21 protein-coding genes and 1 pseudogene are annotated in these 22,418 nt (G+C 50.8%); 9 read left to right on the top strand and 13 right to left on the bottom strand.

Going from position 1 to position 22,418, the window contains the following annotated elements; all coding sequences use genetic code 11:
* Positions 1-161 precede the first annotated feature (161 nt).
* Together ACTHS8_RS07805 and ACTHS8_RS07810 are read right to left on the bottom strand one after the other, a co-directional pair.
* On the bottom strand, positions 162-644 hold the full coding sequence (locus ACTHS8_RS07805; RefSeq protein ID WP_440373412.1) for a cupin domain-containing protein: 483 nt from the start codon (positions 642-644) through the stop codon (positions 162-164).
* A gap of 100 nt (positions 645-744) precedes the next feature.
* On the bottom strand, positions 745-2,154 hold the full coding sequence (locus tag ACTHS8_RS07810) for a leucyl aminopeptidase (protein ID WP_440373413.1): 1,410 nt from the start codon (positions 2,152-2,154) through the stop codon (positions 745-747).
* A 158-nt stretch (positions 2,155-2,312) separates the two neighbouring features.
* On the opposite strand from ACTHS8_RS07810, the gene lptF reads away from it, so the two are divergent.
* The 4 genes from lptF to hflX all read left to right on the top strand — a co-directional run bounded on the left by lptF (position 2,313) and on the right by hflX (position 7,040).
* Complete coding sequence (lptF, locus tag ACTHS8_RS07815; protein ID WP_003686055.1) at positions 2,313-3,428, top strand: LPS export ABC transporter permease LptF; 1,116 nt, start codon at positions 2,313-2,315, stop codon at positions 3,426-3,428.
* Entirely contained in the window at positions 3,425-4,495 is a 1,071-nt protein-coding gene (gene lptG / locus ACTHS8_RS07820) for an LPS export ABC transporter permease LptG (RefSeq protein WP_250579125.1), read from the top strand. The genes lptF and lptG overlap by 4 nt, the downstream gene beginning before the upstream one ends.
* A 119-nt stretch (positions 4,496-4,614) precedes the next feature.
* Complete coding sequence (locus ACTHS8_RS07825; protein ID WP_440373414.1) at positions 4,615-5,835, top strand: glycosyltransferase; 1,221 nt, start codon at positions 4,615-4,617, stop codon at positions 5,833-5,835.
* Between the two features lie 44 nt (positions 5,836-5,879).
* Positions 5,880-7,040, top strand: a complete 1,161-nt coding sequence (gene hflX / locus ACTHS8_RS07830; RefSeq protein ID WP_440373415.1) for a GTPase HflX — start codon at positions 5,880-5,882, stop codon at positions 7,038-7,040.
* Between the two features lie 68 nt (positions 7,041-7,108).
* Here hflX and ACTHS8_RS07835 read toward each other — a convergent pair whose 3' ends face one another.
* Entirely contained in the window at positions 7,109-7,234 is a 126-nt protein-coding gene (locus ACTHS8_RS07835; protein ID WP_003678791.1) for a hypothetical protein, read from the bottom strand.
* Positions 7,235-7,594: 360 nt separating this feature from the next.
* On the opposite strand from ACTHS8_RS07835, the gene ACTHS8_RS07840 reads away from it, so the two are divergent.
* Both ACTHS8_RS07840 and ACTHS8_RS07845 read left to right on the top strand, forming a co-directional pair.
* Positions 7,595-10,081 (top strand): heavy metal translocating P-type ATPase, encoded by a 2,487-nt coding sequence (locus tag ACTHS8_RS07840; protein ID WP_440373416.1) that lies wholly within the window; start codon positions 7,595-7,597, stop codon positions 10,079-10,081.
* A gap of 37 nt (positions 10,082-10,118) precedes the next feature.
* Positions 10,119-10,559, top strand: coding sequence for a DNA polymerase III subunit chi (locus tag ACTHS8_RS07845; RefSeq protein ID WP_440373417.1), 441 nt, complete (start codon positions 10,119-10,121; stop codon positions 10,557-10,559).
* 76 nt (positions 10,560-10,635) lie between these two features.
* On the opposite strand, the gene ACTHS8_RS07850 is transcribed toward ACTHS8_RS07845, so the two are convergent.
* The 7 genes from ACTHS8_RS07850 to rph all read right to left on the bottom strand — a co-directional run bounded on the left by ACTHS8_RS07850 (position 10,636) and on the right by rph (position 15,620).
* Complete coding sequence (locus tag ACTHS8_RS07850; protein WP_440373418.1) at positions 10,636-11,070, bottom strand: hypothetical protein; 435 nt, start codon at positions 11,068-11,070, stop codon at positions 10,636-10,638.
* Positions 11,071-11,257: 187 nt separating this feature from the next.
* On the bottom strand, positions 11,258-11,668 hold the full coding sequence (locus ACTHS8_RS07855; RefSeq protein WP_440373419.1) for a hypothetical protein: 411 nt from the start codon (positions 11,666-11,668) through the stop codon (positions 11,258-11,260).
* A gap of 94 nt (positions 11,669-11,762) precedes the next feature.
* Complete coding sequence (locus ACTHS8_RS07860; RefSeq protein ID WP_440373420.1) at positions 11,763-12,086, bottom strand: dimethyl sulfoxide reductase; 324 nt, start codon at positions 12,084-12,086, stop codon at positions 11,763-11,765.
* A 69-nt stretch (positions 12,087-12,155) separates the two neighbouring features.
* Positions 12,156-12,482: a purine permease gene (locus ACTHS8_RS07865; protein ID WP_223168895.1), complete on the bottom strand. Its 327-nt coding sequence runs from the start codon at positions 12,480-12,482 to the stop codon at positions 12,156-12,158.
* Positions 12,483-12,562: 80 nt separating this feature from the next.
* The gene (locus tag ACTHS8_RS07870) at positions 12,563-13,213 is read right to left on the bottom strand and encodes a hypothetical protein (RefSeq protein ID WP_440373421.1); all 651 of its coding nucleotides are present in this window, start codon (positions 13,211-13,213) and stop codon (positions 12,563-12,565) included.
* Between the two features lie 286 nt (positions 13,214-13,499).
* Positions 13,500-14,720 (bottom strand): aspartate kinase, encoded by a 1,221-nt coding sequence (locus ACTHS8_RS07875; RefSeq protein ID WP_063075945.1) that lies wholly within the window; start codon positions 14,718-14,720, stop codon positions 13,500-13,502.
* Between the two features lie 171 nt (positions 14,721-14,891).
* Positions 14,892-15,620, bottom strand: a complete 729-nt coding sequence (gene rph / locus ACTHS8_RS07880) for a ribonuclease PH (RefSeq protein ID WP_049330971.1) — start codon at positions 15,618-15,620, stop codon at positions 14,892-14,894.
* Between the two features lie 138 nt (positions 15,621-15,758).
* Between rph and ACTHS8_RS07885 the strand changes: the two genes are divergently transcribed.
* Both ACTHS8_RS07885 and ACTHS8_RS07890 read left to right on the top strand, forming a co-directional pair.
* Complete coding sequence (locus ACTHS8_RS07885) at positions 15,759-16,646, top strand: YicC/YloC family endoribonuclease (protein WP_440373422.1); 888 nt, start codon at positions 15,759-15,761, stop codon at positions 16,644-16,646.
* 205 nt (positions 16,647-16,851) lie between these two features.
* A complete protein-coding gene (locus ACTHS8_RS07890; RefSeq protein ID WP_440373423.1) occupies positions 16,852-17,802 on the top strand; it encodes a bile acid:sodium symporter family protein in 951 nt (316 codons plus the stop codon).
* Between the two features lie 68 nt (positions 17,803-17,870).
* Here the strand turns inward: ACTHS8_RS07890 and ACTHS8_RS07895 are convergent.
* Positions 17,871-18,370 (bottom strand): annotated as a pseudogene (locus tag ACTHS8_RS07895) (TIGR00645 family protein).
* A 236-nt stretch (positions 18,371-18,606) separates the two neighbouring features.
* Between ACTHS8_RS07895 and ACTHS8_RS07900 the strand changes: the two are divergent.
* A complete protein-coding gene (locus ACTHS8_RS07900) occupies positions 18,607-19,377 on the top strand; it encodes a sulfite exporter TauE/SafE family protein (RefSeq protein WP_254322192.1) in 771 nt (256 codons plus the stop codon).
* 50 nt (positions 19,378-19,427) lie between these two features.
* On the opposite strand, the gene ACTHS8_RS07905 is transcribed toward ACTHS8_RS07900, so the two are convergent.
* Positions 19,428-21,023 (bottom strand): peptide chain release factor 3, encoded by a 1,596-nt coding sequence (locus ACTHS8_RS07905; protein ID WP_440373424.1) that lies wholly within the window; start codon positions 21,021-21,023, stop codon positions 19,428-19,430.
* Between the two features lie 213 nt (positions 21,024-21,236).
* Entirely contained in the window at positions 21,237-22,379 is a 1,143-nt protein-coding gene (locus tag ACTHS8_RS07910) for an NADH-dependent flavin oxidoreductase (RefSeq protein ID WP_440373425.1), read from the bottom strand.
* Positions 22,380-22,418: the final 39 nt, after the last annotated feature.

Genomic DNA, 22,418 nt, shown 5'->3' on the forward strand with positions numbered 1-22,418 from the left:
GATAAGACTTTTGAGAAAAAAAGGCCGTCTGAAAACGAAGCGTGGTTTTCAGACGGCCTTTAGCTTGTATGTGGGTTTAAATAAAAACGGAACAATCTCTCTGCTGCCGGGTTTGGGTAAGGCAGAAAGTCATGGCAGATGGTTTGCTTTCATTGAAAGCATTACTTGGTTTCGGCGGCTTTAGCGCCAGCGGTCTCGGCAATCAGATCCAAGAATACCAACGGCTTTTTGCCGATATTTTTGAGTGCATGGGACTGACCGGGGCGGGCGATGGTAATGTCGCCGGCGCCGACTTCGATTTGTTTGCCTTCGCTATCGGTAAACATGCCTTTGCCGGATACGATGATGTAAACGTCTTCATTGCCGGTATGTTTGTGTTGGCCGATGGAAGCGCCCGGCGGTAATGTGAGCCAGCCGATTTCTTTGAATGCGTCTTGGTCGGCGGTTTGATGGCGCGTGAAGGCAAAGCTGCCGAGCAGCGGGCCTTGACCTCCGGCTGCGTTTTCGCGGTTCCATTCTGCTAAGTCGGCTTTTTTGTACACTTGGATGCTGCGGTCGGTGGGGGTGGTTTGTTCGGCAGCTTGAGCATTTATGGATGTGCCGAGCAGAAGGGCGGCAGATAATGCGGCAAATAGTGGTTTCATGGTGGTTCTCCGTTTGTCAGGTTGAGTCAGATAATGCGGATTCCGTTTTCAGACGGCCTGCGGGGTTGAAACGATTAACCCCGCAGGCTTCCCCCAAGATTTATTTCACATTGCGCAGATAGTTCAACAATAAAGGAACAGGGCGCCCGGTCGCGCCTTTTTCACCGCCGGATTTCCATGCGGTACCTGCGATGTCGAGGTGTGCCCATGGATAGTCTTCGGTAAAGTAAGACAAGAATGTTGCGGCGGTAATCGTGCCTGCACCCGGCGTGCCGATGTTGGGGATGTCGGCAAAGTTGGATTTGAGTTGGTCTTTGTAGGTTTCAAAGAGCGGCAGTTGCCATGCTTTGTCGTCCACGTTGTGGGAAGCGGCCAGCAGACTGTCGACCAAATCTTGGTTGTTGCCCATCACGCCGCTGACGTCATGACCCAAGGCGATGATGCACGCGCCGGTCAGGGTGGCGACGTCGATAACGGCTTTAGGTTTGAATTGTTCGGCGTAAGTGAGCGCGTCACACAAAATCAGACGGCCTTCGGCATCGGTGTTCAACACTTCGATGGTCAAGCCTTTCATGCTTTTTACGACATCGCCCGGTTTGTTGGCCGCGCCGGAAGGCATGTTTTCACAAGTGGCGACGACGGCGATGAGGTTGATCGGCAGTTGCAGTTTGACGGCGGCGCAGAAGGTGCTAATGACGGTTGCCGCGCCGCACATGTCGAACTTCATTTCGTCCATGTTCAGGCCGGGTTTGAGGGAAATGCCGCCGGTGTCGAAGGTAATGCCTTTGCCGACCAATACCACAGGCGCGGCTTCTTTATCGGCTGCACCGAAATAGCTCAGTTCGACCAAATATGGGTCTTCGACGCTGCCTTTGGCGACAGACCAGAATGAACCCATGTTTTCTTTGATGTAGTCTTTTTCAATGATTTTAGCGTGTGCGCCCAATTTTTCGGCTTCGGCTTTGGCTGTACGCGCGAGGAATTCAGGCGTGCATTCGTTAGGCGCGGCATTGCCCAAGTCGCGGCAGAGGCTTTGTCCGTAAACCTGCGCTTCGGCAACACGCAGGGCTTCTTTGACGGCGGCTTCGTGTGCGCTGTGGAACACGGCTTCTGCAAATTTGGCCGGTTTGGCTTCTTTTTTGTAGCGGTCGAAACGGTAGGCGGCATTGCCGAACGCTATCGCAAACGCTTCGGCAACGGCTGCTGCTTGCGCTTCATCGAAAGCATGAACGTCCACATTGACCGTTTCTTGATTTTGCGCCCATTTGGCGGCTTCGGCTGCGGCTTTGTTCAATGCGGCGCGGTCGGTTTTAGCGAGGCGTGCGACGGCAATGGCTTGCAAACCGTTGTCCGTCGGGATTTTGGTGTCGGCGAAATTTTGACCTTCTTCAAAGGAAGCGAAGAGGGCGAGGGCAGTCGGGTTGCTCAGTTGCGATGCTTCGGCGCAGACAAATAATTGCGCACCTGCCTGTTGAGCCTGCAAAGTTTCGGCTTTTGTGCTAAATTTCACGTTTATTCTCCTGATTGGAACGGTTGTCGGTTGTTCAGACGGCCTGTTGACCAACCGTCCGAACAGATGAAAATCATTGTACTCCATTTGTGTCATGCCGTCTGAAGCCTTATTAATAAATATAGGTTTCCCATAAACCGTATACCACGCTCAATCTTATGATTTACCAAAGAAACTTTATTAAAGAACTTTCCTTTACCGCCGTCGGCATCTTTGTCGTCCTCTTGGCGGTATTGGTGTCGACGCAGGCCATCAACCTGCTTGGCCGCGCAGCCGACGGGCGTGTCGCCATCGATGCCGTGTTGGCCTTAGTCGGCTTCTGGGTAATCGGCATGACCCCGCTTTTGCTGGTGTTGACCGCATTTATCAGTACGTTGACCGTATTGACCCGCTACTGGCGCGACAGCGAGATGTCGGTTTGGCTTTCCTGCGGATTGGCATTGAAACAATGGATACGCCCGGTCATGCAGTTTGCCGTGCCGTTTGCCATTTTGATTGCCGTCATGCAGCTTTGGGTAATGCCGTGGGCAGAGTTGCGCAGCCGCGAATATGCCGAAATCTTGAAACAGAAGCAGGAATTGTCTTTGGTGGAAGCCGGCGAGTTCAATAACTTGGGCAAGCGCAACGGCAGGGTTTATTTTGTCGAAACCTTCGATACCGAATCCGGCATCATGAAAAACCTCTTCCTGCGCGAGCAGGACAAAAACGGCAACGACAACATCGTTTTTGCCAAAGAGGGCAATTTTTCGCTGACCGACAACAAACGCACGCTTGAATTGCGTGACGGCTACCGTTACAGCGGTACGCCCGGCAAAGCCGATTACAACCGCGTTTCTTTTCAACACCTCAGCCTGATTATCAGCACCACGCCCAAACTCATCGACCCTGTTTCACACCGTCGTACCATTCCGACCGCCCAACTGATTGGCAGTAGCAATCCCCAACACCAAGCGGAGTTGATGTGGCGTATTTCCTTGACTGTCAGCGTTTTGCTGTTGTGCCTGCTTGCCGTGCCGCTTTCCTATTTCAATCCGCGCAGCGGCCATACCTACAATATCCTGATTGCCATCGGTCTATTTTTGGTTTACCAAAACGGGCTGACCTTCCTGCGCAATGCTGTGGAAGACGGCAAAATCCATTTCTGGCTCGGACTGCTGCCTATGCACATCATCATGTTTGTGATTGCCGTCGTCCTGTTGCGCGTGCGCAGTATGCCCAGCCAACCCTTCTGGCAGGCGGTTGCCAAAAGTTTGACATTGAAAGGCGGAAAATGAACCTGATTTCACGTTACATCATCCGTCAAATGGCGGTTATGGCGGTTTACGCCCTCCTTGCCTTCCTCGCTTTGTACAGCTTTTTTGAAATCATCAACGAAGTCGGCGATCTTGGAAAAGGCAGCTATAACGGTGCAAAATTGGGGCAGTATGTTTTAATGCAGATGCCTGCGCGCGCATATGAACTGATGCCGCTTGCCGTTTTGATCGGCGGCCTGATTTCCCTCAGCCAACTGGCTTCCGGTAGCGAGCTGACCGTTATCAAAGCCAGCGGCATGAGCACCAAAAAGCTGCTGTTGATTCTGTCGCAGTTCGGTTTGATTTTCGCCATTGCCACCGTTGCGCTCGGCGAATGGGTCGCCCCCACGTTGAGCCAAAAAGCCGAAAACATCAAAGCCGCGGCCATCAACGGCAAAATCAGTACCGGCAATACCGGCCTTTGGCTGAAAGAAAAAAACAGCATTATCAACGTGCGTGAAATGTTGCCCGACCATACGCTTTTGGGCATCAAAATTTGGCAGCGCAACGATAAAAATGAACTGATCCAAGCGGCGGAAGCCGAATCAGCCGTTTTGAATCCCGACGGCAGCTGGCAGCTGAAAAATATCCGCCGCAGCATATTGGGTGAAGATAAAGTCGAGGTTTCTACTACCTCCGAAGAAAACTGGCCGATTTCCGTCAAACGCAACCTGATGGATGTATTGCTCGTCAAGCCCGACCAAATGTCCGTCGGCGAATTGACCACCTACATCGACCATCTGGAAAAAAACAACCAAAATACCCAAGTCTACGCCATCGCCTGGTGGCGCAAATTGGTTTACCCCGTCGCCGCATGGGTGATGGCGCTCGTCGCCTTTGCCTTTACCCCGCAAACCACGCGCCACGGCAATATGGGCTTGAAACTTTTCGGCGGTATCTGCCTCGGTTTGCTGTTCCACTTTGCCGGACGGCTCTTCGGCTTTACCAGCCAGTTGTACGGCGTGCCGCCGTTTTTGGCGGGCGCATTGCCGACGGTTTTGTTTGCACTGTTGGCGGTGTATCTGATACGTCGTCAGGAAAAAAGATAAGGCAAAATAAACTTCAGGCCGTCTGAAAGGCAATCTTCAGACGGCCTGAGTATTTTGTGTGCAAAAAACAAAATGCTAAAGTAAAATAATACCTTTCCAAACCAATGCGGCTATTGAAAATGTCCCAAACCATCTGCTTGAATATGATTGTCAAAAATGAAGCGGCAATCATCGAAGAAACACTGGCCAACATCACCGACCACATCAAACTTGACTACTATGTCATCAGCGACACCGGCTCGACCGATGATACCGTCGGCGTGATCCGCCGCTTTTTCGATGCAAAGGGCATCGCGGGCGAGATTCATCATGATGGTTGGCAAAATTTTGCATACAACCGCAATCAGGCGTTGAAACACGCAAAAGGCAAAACTGATTACGTGTTGATTTTTGATGCGGACGACCGCTTTGAAGGCAAATTGGAATTGCCCGAGCTGACCGCCGACCGCTACCGCCTCCGCATGCGAAATGCCATGGGCAGCGTGGTTTATTACCGTCCGCTGTTGTTGCGCAATGACGGTACATTCTACTGGCGCGGCGTGTTGCACGAGTTTATCGAAACCGACAAACAAGATACCAGCGAAGCCACGCTTCATGGCGACTATACGGTCCTCAGCGGCCGTTTCGGCGCACGCAGCAATATGGCGAACAAATACCTGCTTGACGCCGTTTCTTTGGAAAAAGCGTTTTACAGCCCTGAAGATGAAGACCTGAAACCGCGTTACGCCTTTTATGCGGCACGTTCTTATTGGGATTCCGATATGCCCGAGCGCGCGAGCGAATGGTTTAAAAAACGCATCGAGTTGGGCGGTTGGATCGAGGAAGTGACGGTTTCTTACCAACAGCTGGGCGAGTGCTACAAATTAATGGGCAAACGCGATGAAGCCTTGGCGACTTGGTTGGCAGGCTACGATTACAATCCGCGCCGTGCCGAGTGTCTCTACCTTGCGCAAACCATGCTGCGTCAGGAAGGGAAATACCGCATTTCCCATGCGATCGGCCTGATGGCGAAACGCATTCCGTTCCCAACAGACGATATTCTTTTTGTCCAAAGCAATGTTTATCAGTTGGACATCGACTATGAATTGTCGGTTACCGCCTATGCGGCCGGTGATTTGCGCCAAGGCTACGAGTCTTGCCGCCACTTGCTCTTGCTTAATGTACGCGAGGAATTGACCACGGTAACCATGCAAAATATGTGGCTCTACCGCGAACACGCGCAAACCGAAACGCGCGAAGTGTTGGAGCAGCTGGTGGCCGTAATGCAGCCTTATGTCGCGCAGGGTGGACGTTTGGCAGAAGTGACCGAATATTTTGCCGATATTTTGAAAAACCGTTAATTAGCACTTTGACCCAGCCGTCAGGCCGTCTGAAAGGAAATTTTTTGAGCAAGCGCAATCTGTTTTCCGTCGATAAATCTTTGGATCAGCCCGAACGCGTCCTCTTGGTCGGCGTGATGCTGACGGCGGACTATTCTGGCGCAAACGAAACGCGCGAGCGCGGCTTTCAGACGGCCTTGACCGAAGCGGCAGAATTGGTGAGCGCGGCCGGCGGCGATTTGGTTTCTATCGAAACGTCACGCCGCGATAAACCGCATCCGGCTTTGTTTGTCGGTACGGGCAAGGTGGAAGAGTTGGCAGTAGTGGTCAAGCAGCATGATGTCGGGCTGGTTGTGTTCAACCACGAACTCACGCCGACACAAGAGCGTAATCTGGAAAAAGAGCTTCAATGCCGCGTACTCGACAGAGTGGGTTTGATTTTGGCGATTTTTGCCAAACGTGCCCAGTCGCAGGAAGGTAAGTTGCAGGTGGAGCTGGCTCAGTTGAACCATTTGAGCGGACGGCTGGTGCGCGGTTATGGACATTTGCAAAGTCAGAAGGGCGGTATCGGCTTGAAAGGGCCGGGCGAAACCCAGTTGGAAACCGACCGCCGTTTAATCGGACAAAAAATCACGGCATTGAAAAAACAGCTTGCCGATGTCCGCAAACAACGCGCCACGCGCCGCAAATCGCGTATGAGCGGCCGTCTGAAAACCTTTGCCATTGTCGGCTATACCAACGCCGGAAAATCCAGCCTGTTCAACCGTTTGACCAAAGCGGACGTATTGGCGAAAGACCAGTTGTTCGCCACTTTGGATACCACTGCGCGTCGGCTTTTCCTGTCGCACGAGGCGAGCGTGATTTTGACCGATACCGTCGGCTTCGTCCGCGATTTGCCGCACAAGCTGGTGTCGGCGTTTTCCGCTACTTTGGAAGAGACGGCGATGGCGGATGTGCTGCTGCACGTCGTTGATGCGTCCAATCCCGATTTTGAACGGCAGATGGACGATGTCAACGAAGTCTTGGAAGAAATCGGCGCGCATGAAATTCCGCAATTGGTGGTGTACAACAAAATCGATTTGCTGCCGTCGGGTATGCGTGAAGCAGGTATTTTGCGCGACAACTCCGGGCATGCCGTCGGCGTGAATGTTTCCGTTGCCGAAAGTTTGGGCTTGGATGGTTTGCGCGAAGCGATGATTGAATTGGCCGTACAGCCAAATGATTGATAGTATGGAATGAAACAAGGCCGTCTGAATGTTCAGACGGCCTTACCGTAAAATTTTAAATCCGAGGATTATGCCGACAGAGGGCTTTTCTTTTTGAACACGCTTTCGTAAAGCATCCAAGCGGCGAGGCTCAGGTATACGGTGCTGGACAAAATACCGATAACGGCAAAGATAGGCATAAGGCGATCAATCATGGTGAGGTTTCCCAATAAGTTAGTGTTATAAGTAAATGTGTGTTTTTTATTTCCGTCTTCGCGGAATGCCTAAAGTATGCTGCGTAAATGGATTGAGGTCAATAAAAAATGTATTGGGATTTTTAAAAAAGTTCCATTTTTACATTAAAATAATTGGAAGTTTTTAAAGATAAACGGTATTTATATGTTACCGTTCATCATATGATAAACGGTCAATACTTTGTTTTCCATATTTTTTATAAAATTCGACAGTCTATTAATTCAAAAGTAAATGAAATGAGGCGGAAAAACGCTTTTTGCTAAAATGTAACACCCTGAGATGATTGTTTCAGGCCGTCTGAAAAATAAATCGAACACATTATGACATCTTCCACACATCCCCAAAAAAACTGCTTTCATTGCGGACTTGAAGTCCCGGAGCATCTGCATCTGACGGTTCGTTTTGAAGACGAAGAACACGAAACTTGCTGCGCCGGTTGCCAAGCGGTGGCGCAGAGTATTATTGATGCCGGTTTGGGTAATTATTATAAACAGCGTACTGCAGATGCGGAAAAATCCGAATTGCCGCCGCCGGAAGTGTTGTCGCAATTAAAGCTATATGATTTGCCCGAAGTGCAGGCTGATTTTGTCGAGGTTGGCGCAGGGGATGAGCGCGAGGCGGTGTTGATGCTGGGCGGCATTACCTGCGCCGCGTGTGTGTGGCTGATTGAGCAGCAGTTGTTGCGCATGAAGGGCGTAGTGCGCGTGGATTTGAATTACAGTACCCACCGCTGCCGCGTGGTGTGGGACAGCGCCCACATTGAATTGTCGGACATTTTGCTGAAAATCCGCCAAACCGGTTATACCGCCGCGCCTTATGATGCGCAAAAAATTGAAGTGCAGGCGCAGAAGGAGCGCAAACAGTTTATCGTCAGATTGGCCGTGGCCGGTCTGGGTATGATGCAGACGATGATGTTCGCCCTGCCGACTTATTTTTACGGCGGCGACATCGAGCCGCTTTATTTGGAAATCCTGCATTGGGGCGGCTTTTTGATGGTATTGCCCGTTGTGTTTTACAGCGCGTTGCCGTTTTACCGCGGCGCATGGCGTGACTGGAAAAACCGCCGTGTCGGCATGGATACGCCGATAGCCATTGCCATTGTGATGACCTTTATCGCCGGTATTTACAGCCTGGCTACCAACGCAGGGCAGGGCATGTATTTTGAATCCATCGCCATGCTGCTGTTTTTCCTGTTGGGCGGGCGTTTCATGGAACAGATTGCCCGACGCAAAGCAGGCGATGCGGCGGAGCGGTTGGTCAAACTGGTTCCGGCATTCTGCCACCGTTTGCCGTCTTATCCTGAAAGCGATGCCATCGAGGAAGCTGCAGTCGTCCGCCTCAATATCGGCGATACGATTGTTGTGAAACCCGGCGAAGTCATTCCGGTGGACGGTACGGTTTTATCCGGCGAGAGCGAAGTTAACGAAGCCATGTTGACCGGCGAAAGCCTGCCCATCGTGAAAAGGCCGTCTGAAAAAGTAACCGCCGGTACGCTCAATACCAGCAGTCCTTTAATCATCCGCACCGACCATACCGGCGGCAACACGCGCCTGTCCCATATCGTTAAACTGCTCGACCGCGCGCTGGCGCAAAAACCGCGTGCCGCCGAGTTGGCCGAAAAATACGCGTCCAGTTTTGTGTTTGGCGAACTCTTGCTTGCGATTCCTGTTTTTATCGGTTGGGCTTGGTATGCTGATGCGCACACTGCCTTGTGGATTACCGTTGCCCTGCTGGTCATTACCTGCCCGTGTGCCTTGTCGCTTGCTACCCCGACCGCACTGGCCGCTTCAACTGGCGCACTTGCCAAAGACGGTATTCTTATCAGCGGCAAACAAAGCCTGGAAACGCTTGCCCAAATTGACGATGTCGTGTTCGATAAAACCGGTACGCTGACCAAAGGGCAGCTTTCCGTCAGCCGTATGTTGCACGCAGGCCGTCTGAACGAAGCCCAAGCCCTTGCTATCGCCCAAGCATTAGAACAGCAATCCGAACACCCCATCGCCCGTGCCATTTTGAACCATACCCTTTCAGACGGCCCTGTATTAGCGCTTGATGTGAAAGTGCAACAACGGGTCAACCGTATTGGGCATGGCGTCAGCGCGCAAATCGAATTTGATGGCGAAACCCAAGTTTGGGCTTTGGGTAAAGCGGCGTTTGTTTCGGAAATTGCCGGTCATCTGCCTGAAACATTTGCCCATATCGACCACACTGGCGGCATGATTTTCTTGGGCAATCAAAGCGGTTTTCAGACGGCCTTTTTGCTGGAAGATCAAATCAAAGACAGCGCCGCTGAAATGTTGCAAAACCTGAAACAGCACGGCATTCGTCTGCACCTTTTAAGCGGCGACCGTCAGGCTGCCGTAGCCCAAGTCGCGCAAGAACTGGGTTTGGATGCCTATCGTGCCGAAGCCACGCCTGAAGACAAGCTGGCTTATGTAGAAAATTTGCAAAAACAAGGGCGTAAAGTCATGATGATCGGCGACGGGATCAACGATGCCCCCGTCCTTGCCCAAGCAGACGTATCGGCAGCCGTGGCCACGAGTGCTGATGTGGCGCGAGATGGTGCGGATGTGGTTTTGCTCAATGATGATTTGAACGTTTTGCCCGTGATGATGGAACAGGCACGCCGCACTCATCAAATCATCCGCCAAAACCTGACTTGGGCGAGCGCATACAATCTGGTTGCCGTTCCGCTGGCCGTGTTTGGTTACGTTACCCCGTGGATTGCCGCGCTCGGCATGAGTTTCAGCTCGCTGCTGGTGTTGGGCAATGCCTTGAGATTGTTGAAAACCAAAAAGGCCGTCTGAAAACGGCAAATCCATTGCTCAAACGAAAGAATACGCCATGCCTAAAGCCACTTTTTATACACACGTCGCCCAGCCGGCCGCCTTTGCCTGCCGCCTGATTGCGCGCGCCATACGCGATGGCGGGCAGATTTTGGTGTGGTCGGATTCCGCTGCGGCAGTGCAGCAACTAGACGTTGATTTGTGGCAGCAGATTCCCGAAAGCTTTATTCCGCATGAAGTTTGGCTGCCTACCAACCCCATGCCGTCTGAAACGCCTGTATTGCTTGCGTTTGGAAACGCATTACCGAATATTCCGCAAGATTGCACGGTTTTAAACCTGTCTGCCGATTTTTGGAGCCAAGCCCCGGCGATTCCAAACCGTATCCTTGAAATTGTGGGCAACAGCTTGGAAGATTTGGCCGAAGCCCGAGACCGTTTTCGAGCTTATCGTCAGAGCGGATTTGAGATTGAGCATTTTTCGAGAGAAGGGAAGGATTGAGTGTTGAAAATATTCAAGGCCGTCTGAATATAAACAAAGGGACATTTTGATGATGTCCCTTTATTTTTTAGATTGATTATCGGAAGGCTTCGCGCCATATGCCATAAAATATGAGACAACAGCAGAAAGAGTAGAAATAGTGGAAAAAGCGTTCAAAAAGGGAGGTATTGGCAAGATACCATTGAACAGACTGATGGTGGTGTTGGGGATTTTTGAGGATTAAGTTGGGGAAACGGACAATCGAAGGTACGGCAAGCAAGTCAAACAGATTGAGGAAGACTGTAACCAATAATGAAAACCCGATTGCCTCATGAAATACGTCGAATGGCTGTAATGACCGGGTGTGTGCAAATAGGGAGGCTAGGGCAGGTTTGTTGGACATCCATAAATAAATCAGCCCACCGATAGACAGGTAAAGCGCCAACCGGGCCCATATGGACAGCTTGCGTGGCAAATAGAGGATAAAGAATAAGTTGAGCAGGATAAAGAAAATAGGAAAAACAGATTTCATGGGTTTGTTTGCTTACAGTTTGGTATTTAAAGCTGTTAAGGGAAACGCATTACTGCTTGTATGAAGGGCTGCCTTAGGAAAAGATAGTCTGAAAAGACCATTCTATTTTAGGCCGTCTGAAAAAGATTTGCGTAAGAGCAAGGGTTTCAGACGGCCTTAAGTCTTTTTGAAGTCAAAATCCGATGGTTCAGGATTCGGTTTTTGAGGCCGAGTTGGCGAAATAGCGGTTGGATACAGGGTTGAAGATAAGGAGCAGCAAAACAGGGTGGAGAATGGATTGAATAATGATTTGTTGAGAACTATAGCTCGCCATATCGCTATACACCATGATCAGTGAAGCGGCTGCCAGCACAACGGCCAGCCAACGGGCAGCACGGTTGCCTGAAAGCAGGCCGACGGCAATAAATACCGGCAAGGAAAGGAGGATGAAGTATAGAGGCATAGACAGCCACCAAGGCAGGAAAGGGAATGCTAAAGCTGCAACTTCTATCAGTAAATCGCCCGAATAAATCGCAAGAGCAACAGTGGTAAAGCAAGTAAGGGCAGTTAGGATGAAATAGAGAACTACGGCGACGGTAACAGGGACTGGACGTTTCATGTAATAAAAGCCTTGGAGGGGATATCGGGGATAAGGATTGAAATCGGCATCGGCCAAACCTTATTATTGAAGGCGATGGCCGTCTGAAAGCAGGCTATTCGTCTTTCTCAAATGAAGAAAGCTTGATAATGGCAGGCTGGAAGACTGCAACCAAATAGATCATGATAGGAAGGATGAGATACGTAAAAGGAATATCTGCGCGAAATAGTGCAATCAGAAAGGCAAGGTATAAGGTCAGCAGGGCGATGAAAATAACGCTCTTTTTCCATGTCGCCTGGCGGATTTCTTTTGCAGTCGGTTGCTTATAGCGGACTTTTTTGTGGCAGGTCGGACATTCTTTAATGCTCTTCAACCCTTTGAATGCACCGCTTCGAATCGGATTGGAGCAATGCGGACAAGAGAATGGGGACGGTTTCATTATTTTTTATTGGGCTGTATTAAGGTATTGCCCATCCGGGAAAATGGGTTGGATGGGCAATGTATATGTTTATTCGTCTTTTTCAAAAGATGAAAGTTTGTTTTGAATCGGGATAATGTAGTAGACGAGAAAGCCTATAACTAATGCCGTACTGATATATGGGGGAAATGTACCAAACAGGCTGATCAGTATTGCCGCTACGATGCAGACGACTACTACAAAAATAGCGAAAGGCTTTAGTAAAGCTTTGAAATATTCGCCAACAGGCGGTTTTTTAAATTTGACTTTTTTATGGCAGGAAGGGCATTCTTTAACTGCAGCCAATCCTTTAACCAATCCGCCTTGGATCGGGGCATGGCAGTGTGGGCAGGGGAGTGAAGGATTAAGATTGTTCATTTTATTCAACCTGACTTATGGTTTGGCAAGGTGATATCGATGTTGTCGATACCACCCACTATTTATTGGAAACGATAGGCTTATTGGGAGTATTTTTTGCCTAAAGCTTCGGCAGCTTTTTGTATTTCTTGATTGGCTGCACGCAGGGTTTCTTGCAGTTTTTGAGATTTTTCTTGGAAATCTTTGGCAAATTTGAGCGAATCTTTATCTTTGCCGTTGATAGTCAGCTCAGAAGCATGTTTGCCTGCATAAATCATCATGTTGTTGGCAGCACTGCTGACTTGTAATGCACGATCCAGAACTGCTTTGATTTCAGGATCTTTGATGTCGAGGGCAGCTGCGCTCTGATGGAATTGTTCCAGTGCAGCAGTCAGTTTGTTCATCTGCTCCAAAGCTTCTTTTTCTTTATTTTGGTTAGCCAAGTTTTGTAATTCTAGGCCTAGCTGAGTAATTTTTTGAGCTTCTTCACCAGTGGTAAAGTGAATGAATTTTTGCAATTCGGCAAGACCGTCTGGAGATTTTTTATCGGAAATGACGATAGGTTCGGCCAGTTTAGGATCTGCTTCCGGGAATTCGCTCAGGGCTTTTTCGTATTTATTGGCCGGGCTAGATTCGCTTTGGGTAACTTGTTCTGCCGGTTTGTCGCTGCTGCCTTTATTGCCGGAGTCGCCGCAAGCTGCCAGCAGGGAAGCGGTCAAGATTAGCATACCGAATTTGTTTAATACGTTCATATTAGGATTCCTTCTTAAGTTAGGGAGAAAATTGGGGGAAATTTGTTTTTATTGATGAGCGTAGATAATTATTTGTACTTTTGTTCTATTTTATTACAAATTTGTTTATTTTTCTCAAATTAGGTTAAGTGGTATGTTTTGGGAATTAAACGGCAAGGTGGGGTGGATATACTGTTTTGAGCAGAAGTGGATGTATTGTGCATCATAGAATTATTGATTGATATGATGGAAATAAAAAGGCCGTCTGAAATTTTATCGTTTCAGACGGCCTTTTGACTGGCTGGAATTAGTTGCCCAAGTCAAATGCTTTGTGCAGAACGCGGGTAGCCAGTTCCATGTATTTTTCGTCAATTAGGACGGATACTTTGATTTCGGAAGTTGAAATCATTTGGATGTTGATGCCTTCTTCTGCGAGAGTGCGGAAGATTTTGGCGGCTACGCCGACGTGTGAACGCATGCCCAAGCCGACTGCGGAGACTTTGCATACGGTGTCGTCGCCGTCGATGTAGGCGGCGCCGATGCTGTCTTGGCGTTGTTGCAGCAGTTCGATGGTTTGTTTGTAGTCGCCGCGTGGAACGGTGAAGGAGAAGTCGGTTGTGCCTTCGCTACCGACATTTTGGATGATCATGTCGACTTCGATGTTGGCATCGGCCACTGCGCCGAGGATTTGGTAGGCAACGCCGGGTTTGTCAGGTACGCCGCGTACGTTGATGCGTGCTTGGTTTTTGTCGAATGCGATACCGGTTACGGCTGCTCTTTCCATGTTGTCGTCCTCTTCAAAGGTAATCAGGGTGCCGTTGCCGCCATCTTGCAGGCTGCTGAGTACGCGCAGGCGCACTTTGTATTTTCCGGCGAATTCTACGGAGCGGATTTGTAAAACTTTTGAACCGAGGCTGGCCAGTTCGATCATTTCTTCAAAAGTGATCGTGTCCATGCGGCGCGCTTCGGGTACGACGCGCGGGTCGGTGGTGTAAACGCCGTCCACGTCGGTGTAAATTTGGCATTCGTCGGCTTTGAGGGCTGCGGCGATGGCAACGGCGGAGGTGTCCGAACCACCACGGCCTAGGGTTGAGATATTGCCTTCGCTGCTGATGCCTTGGAAACCGGCTACGATAACGACTTTTCCTGCGGCCAAATCGGCACGCATTTTCTCGTCGTCGATGTTTTCGATGCGGGCTTTGGTGTGGGAAGTGTCGGTTTGGAGTGCGACTTGCCAGCCGGTGTAGCTCTTGGCGTCAACGCCGATGTCTTTCAGGGCCATGGCCAGCAGGCCGATGGTCACTTGTTCGCCGGTAGCGAGAACGACGTCGAGTTCGCGCGGATCGGGATGCTCTTGCATTTCGTGCGCCAGTGCGACCAGTCGGTTGGTTTCGCCGCTCATGGCGGATACGACGACTACGATGTCGTGTCCTTCGGCGCGGGCTTTGGCGACACGTTTGGCTACGTTTTTGATGCGTTCGGGCGAGCCTACTGATGTGCCGCCGTATTTATGTACGATTAACGCCATGTTTCGTGCTTTCTTGTGGGGGTTGTCGGGCAGCTTGGTTTGCTGGAAAAAGGGTTATTATTACTATTTTTTACATGAAATTCAAGGATGGGACGCGCTTTTTTAAGTAAATGCGCATAAAGGGGTTGGGTTAAAAAAGGCCGTCTGAAAGTTTGCAGACGGCCTTGCTGATTATCGGGCCAAAAGGGCGGCCTGCTGGTGTTGGACTAATTCGGCAATGCCTTTGTGCGCGAGGGCAATGAGTTTGCCCAATTCTTCGATGCTGAACGGTGCGCCTTCGGCCGTACCTTGGATTTCGATGATTTTGCCAGATGCAGTCATGATGATGTTAACGTCGCTGTCGCAGCCTGAATCTTCGGGATAGTCCAAGTCCAAAAGCGGTACACCGCCCACCACGCCGGCGGAAACGGCGGCAACGGCTTCACGGATGGGGTTTTCGCTGATAAGGCCGTCTGAAAGGAGTTTGTCCACGGCGATTTGCAGGGCAACGTAGGCACCGGTAATGGAGGCGGTACGTGTGCCACCGTCGGCTTGGATAACGTCGCAGTCAATCAGGATTTGGCGTTCGCCGAGTTTTTCCATATCGACGACGGCGCGTAGCGAGCGGCCGATCAGGCGTTGGATTTCTTGTGTGCGGCCGGACTGTTTGCCTGCGGCGGCTTCACGGCGCATACGGGAGGCAGTGGATGCCGGCAACATGCCGTATTCGGCCGTTACCCAGCCTTGTTCTTTACCGCGTAGGAACGGTGGGACATTTTCGTCGATGGAAGCCGTGCAAATCACTTTGGTGTTGCCACACTCGATAAGGCAGGAGCCGTCGGCGTGTGGCAGGAAATTGGGGGTAATTTTAATGTCGCGCAGGCTGTCGGCGGCGCGGCCGGTGCGAGTGTAGTCGCTCATGATGGTCCTTTGGGGAGAATAAAAAACAGGTTGCCTTGAATTATAGAGGAATTTGGCACCAAAGGCCGTCTGAAAATCGTCGGTCGGGTGTGTTATAGTGTCCATACTTTCACTCGTATTTGGAAACGGAGTAAAACCATGGCTACAAGACGAACTATTCAAATTCACAGCATGACCGGCTTTGCCAATGCCGCAGGCGAATGCGGCGGCAAGCGGATTAATTTGGAAATCCGTGCGGTCAACCATCGTTATTTGGATGTCCAATTCCGTATGCCGGAAGAGTTGCGCTATTTGGAAGGCGCATTGCGCGAACAGATTGCTGCGGCTGTGGCACGCGGTAAATTGGAGTGCCGTGTTCAGCTGCAAGATGCGGCCTCTGGCGGACAGACTTTGGAGGTCAATCAGGACTTGGTTGCCCAACTGGCGCATTTGAACAAAGAATGGCGCAAGGAACACAATTTCGGCAAGCTGAGCGTGGCAGACGTTTTGCGTTTCCCCGGCGTTTTGGCAGGCCAGGGCGAAGATGCCGAGGCTTTGGCCAAAGGCGTTAAAGATTTATTGACCAGCGCTTTGAAAGAGTTTACAGCCGCCCGCAAACGCGAAGGCAAAAAACTGGGTGAGCACCTGCTGCAACGCCTGGATGGCATGGAAGAGATTGTGGACGCTTTGAACGAGCTGTTCCCAAGCCTGCTGCAGGCGCATATGGACAAAGTCAAAGCCCGTTTGGCAGAAGCCGTCGGCAATATCGACAACGACCGCCTGCAACAGGAATTTGCTTTGTTTATTCAAAAATCCGATGTGGATGAGGAGTTCAGCCGTTTGCGTACCCATATCGCCGAAGTGCGCCGCATTGTTACCGAAGGCAAGGGCAGCGCAGGCAAACGTTTGGATTTCTTGATGCAAGAGTTGAACCGTGAGGCCAACACTTTGGGCAGCAAAGCCATCGCCGCCGAATGTACGCAAGCGTCAGTTGAACTGAAAGTCTTAATCGAACAAATGCGCGAACAGGTTCAAAATATCGAATAAATCGATCATGAACGGATAAAACAAGGCCGTCTGAAAAGGTTCAGACGGCCTTTGTGTTGATATTGGGTGGAATCGGTGCGGTTTGTTTTTAAACATTATTGGATGGCGGATTTCCTGTTTCGTTACTGTAATTGCGTACAACAGTTAACATGTGTTAAATTATGGCAAATATTGTCATGATAAAAACATACAAAGGAGTAAAAACATGAACTTTCTGACCGCTGTCAGTCGGCAAATGACCCGCTTCACCGCCCTGATTATCGTCCTTGCCTCCATCATCGCCTTTATCGAACCTGCCACTTTTTCGTGGGTGAAAGGCGATACGCAAGTTGTCGTACTCGGCATTATCATGCTCGGTATGGGCATGACTTTGGGCAAAGAAGATTATCAAATTTTGGCACAACGTCCGCTCGATATTTTTATCGGCGCCATCGCCCAATACACGATTATGCCGCTGCTTGCCATCGGTATTGCCAAGGCCTTTGACCTTTCGCCCGGATTGACGCTGGGTTTGGTTTTGGTCGGTACCTGCCCGGGCGGTGTTTCGTCCAATATCATGAGTTTTTTGGCTAAAGGCGATGTTGCCTTTTCGGTTGGCATGACGACTGTTTCTACCGTCCTCGCGCCTGTGATGACGCCGCTGTGGATGACTTATTTGGTCGGACAAACCGTCGAAATGGACGGCTGGGGTATGTTCAAATTTATGCTGCTCGTTACCCTGTTGCCTGTCGTTATCGGCTCTGTTGCCAATATCTTGCTGCATAAAAAACACTGGTTTGAAGATGTGCGCGCGATTATGCCGGCCGTTGCCGTTATTGCATTTGCCTGTATTGTCGGCGGCGTTGCTGCTGTTCATGGCCACCGCTTTGCCGAATCCGCCTTCGTGATGGTACTTGCCATCGCTGCCCACAACATCGGCGGCTACATCCTCGGCTATTACAGCGGTGCGCTGACCGGCATGAACACCGCCAAAAAACGCACCCTTGCCATCGAAGTCGGCGTACAAAATGCCGGACTTGCCACCGGTTTGAGTGCTAAATTCTTCCCCGGTAATGCCGAGTCTGCCGTTGCCGCCGCCGTTGCCTGCGTTTGGCACTCTGTATCGGGAACGGTTTTGGGCAACTTGTTTGCATGGTGGGACAAGCGCAAGCAATAAGCTGTAAACATTGCCAGATAACAAAAGGCCGTCTGAAACATTTCAGACGGCCTTTTGATTGCCTTTTATCAATGCGCTTTATGTGTCGTGCTGTACACGATTTTGTCTGTTAAAGCCATGGCAAGGGCGGAAATCAGGAAGCAGATGTGGGTAATACATTGCCACATGATTTGTTTTTCCGACAGATTGTCGGCGTTGAGGAAGGTTTGCAGCAAATAGATGGAAGAGATGCTGATGATGGACATGGACAGTTTGACCTTTAAAACCGAAGCATTGACGTGGCTGAGCCATTCGGGTTGGTCGGGATGTTCGTCAACATGGAGGCGGGAAACGAAGGTCTCGTAGCCGCCGACGATGACCATCGTTAACAGGTTGGCAATCATCACGATATCGATCAGATTTAACACGGCAAGACGGTATTGTCATCCATAATGCCGAAGTTGGAGATCAAGTACCACAGGGATTTGAGGAACTTACAGGCATAAATGACTTAGGCGATAATCAAGCCTATATAAATCGGCAGTTGCAGCCAGCGGCTGGCGAAAATGAAATGCGTGAAGATGCCCATTCAGTCGTGGGCTGTGCGTTTGGTCGGGGTGGGGTGTTCCATATAATGGTTGTGTGTAGGAAAGATAAGGGGCGGCATTTTAATGGAAAAATTTTCAAGCCGCAATTTGAGCGGCTGAATTGAAAAAGAAAGGCCGTCTGAAAACAGAATATGGTTTCTTGTTTTCAGACGGCCTTGTAGGTTGTCAGGACAGGCAAACACGCGCAAAATCGCTTTGCTTTTTAGAGATGGACATTATGCTTGCAGATTCGTTTTTTTATTATCTGGTGTTGGTCGGCTTTGCCGCCGGGCTGATGGATGCAGCGGTTGGCGGCGGAGGGCTGTTGCAGATTCCCGGATTGTTCAACCTATTGCCAAACGCTACGCCTGTGGCCTCGGTGATGGGGGTCAATAAATTTGCTTCCTGCTGCGGCACGCTGACCGCGACGGGGCAATATCTGCGCCGAATCCCCGTGCCGTGGAAAATGCTGCTGCCTGCCGCGGCGTTGGCATTTGCCGCTTCATATTTGGGCGCGAAAACGGTGGTGTATTTCCCCGTGCAATATATGAAACCGGCAATGTTGGTCATCATGATTGCCATGTGTCTGTACACTTTTTTGAAAAAAGACTTGGGGCAGACGGTGCGCACTGAAAAGCTGACGCGCCGCGAAACTTTATGGGGCTTATTTTTCGGCGCGTTAATCGGCTTTTACGACGGCGTGTTCGGGCCGGGAACGGGCAGCCTGCTGGCTTTTGTGTTCGTCCGCTTTTACGGCTACGATTTTTTAGCGGCGAACGCCTCGGCAAAAGTCATCAATTCGACTACCAATCTTGCCGCGCTGACGTTTTTTATCCCGCAAGGCCATGTCGTGTGGGCATGGGCGATACCGTTGGCGGTGGCAAATTTATGCGGCGGAGTGGTCGGCGCGCGCTTGGCAATACGCGGCGGAACTAAGCTGCTGCGTTACGGATTTATGTTGCTGCTGTGTCTGACCATTGGGAAGTTCGCTTGGGATTTATTGGGTTGATATCGAATGAAAAAAAAGGCCGTCTGAATGTTTCAGACGGCCTTTGCGTTTTACAGTTTAACCGAATGTTCGCGTGTTTCGTGGAACACGATATCCGGCCAGCGTTCTTGTGTCAGATTCAGGTTGACGCGGTTAGGCGCGAGGTAGGCGAGGTTGCCGCCTGCGTCTATCGACAGATTGCCTGCATTGGCTTTTTCAAACTCCGCCAGCTTTTTCTTGTCTTCACACGATATCCAGCGTGCCGACCAGATGGATGCGCTGTCGAACACGGCTTCCACGCCGTATTCGTTGGCCAGCCGCGAGGTAACAACTTCAAACTGCAACACGCCGACCGCGCCCAAGATCAAATCTGCGCCGCTCATCGGTTTGAAGACCTGTACCGCGCCTTCTTCGCCAAGCTGTTGCAAACCTTTTTGCAGTTGTTTGATTTTCAGCGGGTTTTTGATGCGGACGCTGCGGAACAGTTCGGGTGCGAAGAAGGGGATGCCGGTAAACGCCAGTTGTTCGCCTTCGGAGAAGCTGTCGCCGATTTGGATGTTGCCGTGGTTCGGGATACCGATGATGTCGCCCGCGTAGGCTTCTTCCACCAGCTCGCGGTCGTGCGACATGAACGTCACCACGCTGGAGGCGGCGATTTCACGGTTGATGCGCAGGTGTTTCATCTTCATGCCACGCTCAAATTTGCCGGAGCAGACGCGCAAGAAGGCGATGCGGTCGCGGTGTTTCGGGTCCATATTGGCTTGGATTTTGAAGATAAATCCGGAGAATTTCGGCTCGTCCGGCTCGACCATGCGTACGGTCGCGTCGCGTGGTTTCGGCGCAGGTGCCCATTCAATCAATGAATTGAGGATTTCCTGAATACCGAAGTTGTTAATCGCCGAACCGAAAAACACGGGCGTGAGTTCGCCGGCGAGGAATTCGTCGAGATTAAATTCGTTGGAAGCCGCCTGCACCAATTCGATTTCGTCGCGTAACTGTTGAATTTCTAATGGAAAGCGTTGTTCCAATTCAGGATTGTCGATGCCTTTGATGATGTCGAATTCATGCGGCAGGCGTTCACCGCCAGCGTCGAAGAGATAGATTTCGTCATTCAGGATGTGGTACACGCCTTTGAAGTTTTTGCCCATGCCGATCGGCCAGGTTACGGGCGCGCAGCGGATTTGCAGGATGTTTTCCACTTCGTCCAGCAATTCCAAAGAATCGCGCACTTCGCGGTCGTATTTGTTCATGAACGTGACAATCGGCGTATTGCGCAGGCGGCAGACGTTCAAGAGTTTGATGGTTTGCGCTTCCACGCCTTTTGCCGCGTCGATAACCATCAAGGCGCTGTCGACGGCGGTCAACACGCGGTAGGTATCTTCGGAGAAGTCTTGGTGTCCCGGCGTGTCCAAGAGGTTGACGGTATGGTCTTTGTAGTCGAACTGCATCACGGACGAGGCCACGGAAATGCCGCGCTGCTTCTCGATTTCCATCCAGTCGGAAGTGGCGAATTTGCCGGTTTTCTTGCCTTTTACCGTACCCGCGCTTTGAATCGCACCTGAAAACAGTAGCAGTTTTTCGGTCAACGTGGTTTTACCCGCGTCAGGGTGGGAGATGATGGCAAACGTGCGGCGGCGGCGCACTTGGTCGAGGATTTCTTGGGACATGGTTTTCTTTGCAAAAAGGTTCAGGCCGCTTTTTCAGACGGCCTGAAGGATATGGGTGTTGGAAAACAGGCTAAAATAAGGGCGTGTGCAACACGCCCTGCAATAGATTGAAAGATGCGGAATTGTACAAAAAAATGCTTGATAATTCAATGTTTGCACCAAAACAAAGGCCGTCTGAAAAGTTTCAGACGGCCTTTGGTTATGAATCGATGATTAAATATCCATCGGTTTCCATTCCGCGCCTTTTACCGGCGGCAGCCATGATTGCGTACCGCTGGAGGCAAATCCCCATAAGGTGTCAGGGAGGCCGTAATGGTCGGCGCGCGTCGGATCGAGTTGCGTTACGATTTCATCTTCGCGGCCTTCACGGATTTGCGTGGCGATGTGCGGATTAATCATCACGGTTTTGCCCAATGCGATAAATTCTGCCCAGCCGGTTTCATAGGCGGCCAAAATTTGGTCGGCGGTAAACAGGTTGCCCACGCCGATAAGCGGCAGTTTGCCGTTGATGCGTTCGTGGATGAACTGCATACGGGTTTGCGCAGTATCGCCGCCGCGACGGATTTTTTTATCAAATTCCCACAGGGAAACGTGCAGATATTGCAGCGGTTTTTGTACCAATGCGTCAATCAGTGCGCCGGTTTCGGTCATGGTTAAGCCGTCATCGCCCGGTTCTTCGGGAGAGAAGCGGTAGCCGATAATGAAGTCGTTACGCTGGTGTTTTTCACGGACGGCAACCACGGCATCGATAACGGCCAGCGGGAAGCGCATTCTGTTTTCCAAGCTGCCGCCCCATTGGTCGTTGCGGCTGTTGCTTTGGGCAGAGTAAAACTGTTGGATCAGATAGGTATTGGCACCGTGGATTTCCACGCCGTCAAAACCGGCACGAAGCGCCAAATCGGCGGCTTGCGCATAAGAGGCGATGAGTGCTTCGACTTCTTCTGCGGTCGCTTCGCGTGCGTGTTCGGCTTCGCTGGCGGAAGCGCTGATTTTGTCGAGACCGTCCAAAAGGTCATCAATGGCTTTGGAACCGCCGTGATGGATTTGCAAAATTGCTTTTGCGCCTTGTTGTTGCAGGATTTGTGCGGTTTCTTTCAGGCTGTCGAGGCAGTGTTCGCCTGTGGCTTCAGGTTGGCCGTGAAAGGCTTTGCCGTCTTTTTGAACCAAAGTGGCGGCAGTGATAAACATGCCCATATCGCCTGCGCGGTTGCTGAGGAAGGTACGCTCTTGGTCGCTGATCAAACCGTCGGCTTGTGAGCCGAAGTGGGTCATGGGGGCGACGACAAGGCGGTTTTTGATGGTTACGCCGTTATTGAGGGTATATGTTTGAAAGAGTGGGGCGTATTTTGGATTCATGAGATTTTGCTCTTGATAAGTGAATGGTCGGCATAGCAT

Source organism: Neisseria sp. P0016.S008 (assembly GCF_051957775.1).
GTDB classification, from domain to species: Bacteria; Pseudomonadota; Gammaproteobacteria; order Burkholderiales; family Neisseriaceae; genus Neisseria; species Neisseria flavescens_B.